At 50.8% G+C, this 1,414-nt stretch carries 1 protein-coding gene; it reads right to left on the bottom strand.

The genetic code is table 11. The annotated features are described in order from the left end of the window. The coding region (locus KDK17_RS14185) for a WD40 repeat domain-containing protein (RefSeq protein WP_257275697.1) at window positions 1-842 on the bottom strand (842 nt) is incomplete at its 3' end. Between the last annotated feature and the right edge of the window lie 572 nt (window positions 843-1,414).

Raw genomic sequence — 1,414 nt, 5'->3', positions numbered from 1 at the left:
TCTGACGGCGACACAGAAATGCTTGAAGTGCGAGCTACAGAAGTGGTGGGCAATGTGCTGGTTAAAGGCTGTGCCGATGAAGATGGGACAGCGGATGAAACGCCTAAAAGTGACTCCGAACTGGGTGAAGTATGAGCTACAGAAGCGGTGGTAAATTCGCTGGTTGGGGGCTGTAGAGATGGCGATGGTGTATCGAGCTCATAAATCAAGACTTTTTGATGTAAATCACCAACAGCCAGCCATTTGTTGTTTTGAGCGTAGGCAATACTGTACATTCTGTTGTGCCCATCGGTCAGGGTTTTCAGGTGTTTAAATGGGCTTGTCCCGCTATAAATCCATACCTGTCCATCGTTCCTCCCGGCTGCCAGCCTGGTGCCACTGGGGTTGAAGGCAATGCTATCTGCGGCCACACCGCGTGCGGTGTACAGTTGGGGGCGCAGGTGGGTGTAAGGACTCTTCCCACGATAAAAATTGATCTCATATCCTCCGGCTGCCAGCAGGCTGCTGTCGTGATTGAAAGCCATGCTGAGTGCTCCGCCTGTCTTCCTGTAGAACAGGACTCGCTCGAGGTTAAACGAGTTTGCCACGGCATAAATCCTGATCTGTCCATCTTCCGCAGCAGCTACCAGCAAGCTGCCGTCGTGATTGAAGGTAATGCTCAGTATCTTCTCTGTCGCATCATGCAGTTCGCGCTCGAGGGCATAGTCATTTGTCACATTGTAAACCTTGACCGTGTTATCACTTGCCCCGGCCGCCAGAAGGGTGCCGCTGTGGTTGTATTTAAGGGCCCGTATAAAGCCTGTCGCATGAGGCAGGCGCTTCTTGAGGATGTACCCGTTCATCACGTCATAAATCCTGACCCCATTATAATAAGTTCCGACTGCCAGCTCGGTACCGTCGTGGTTGAACTCAACGCCTAGAGCCCATCCGTTTTTCGGATAGGTCAGAGTGTAAAGGAGTCTGGGAGACCCCGAGGCATTGATTTCAAAGATTTGTACGGTTGCTGAACGGGGACAGCCACTCCTGCCTGTACCTGAACCTATTCCCACCGCTATGTGCTTACTGTCCCTGTTCCACGCAACACTCAAAACCCTGTGAGGCGGACAATATCTTTTCAGAACTCTGCCCGTGGGTGCTGGGATCGCTATTTCAGGCAACCTGTTCGGGTCTATATCAATTTCATGGATCAACCGATATATTTCTTTGCTGCAGTCAAACCCTCCCGGTGTGCAATCAATTCCAGCCAGTAATGTTTGCGGTTCGGAGAAAGTTTTCGGAAACGGTAAATAGCCGTAATGCCCGTTCCAGATAGTACGATTGAAAGAGGTGGCGTTTGCAACACCACCAGGGTCTGCAAATTCATTCAGGACGGTGGGGAACTGGTTATTTGCCTGTTTGGTACCATTTATTCGGA

It is taken from the genome of Endozoicomonas sp. SESOKO2 (assembly GCF_024606245.1).
Taxonomy (GTDB): Bacteria; Pseudomonadota; Gammaproteobacteria; order Pseudomonadales; family Endozoicomonadaceae; genus Endozoicomonas_A.
Note: the sequence above shows the minus strand (reverse complement) of the source record. Positions and strands in the feature narration are given on the sequence as shown.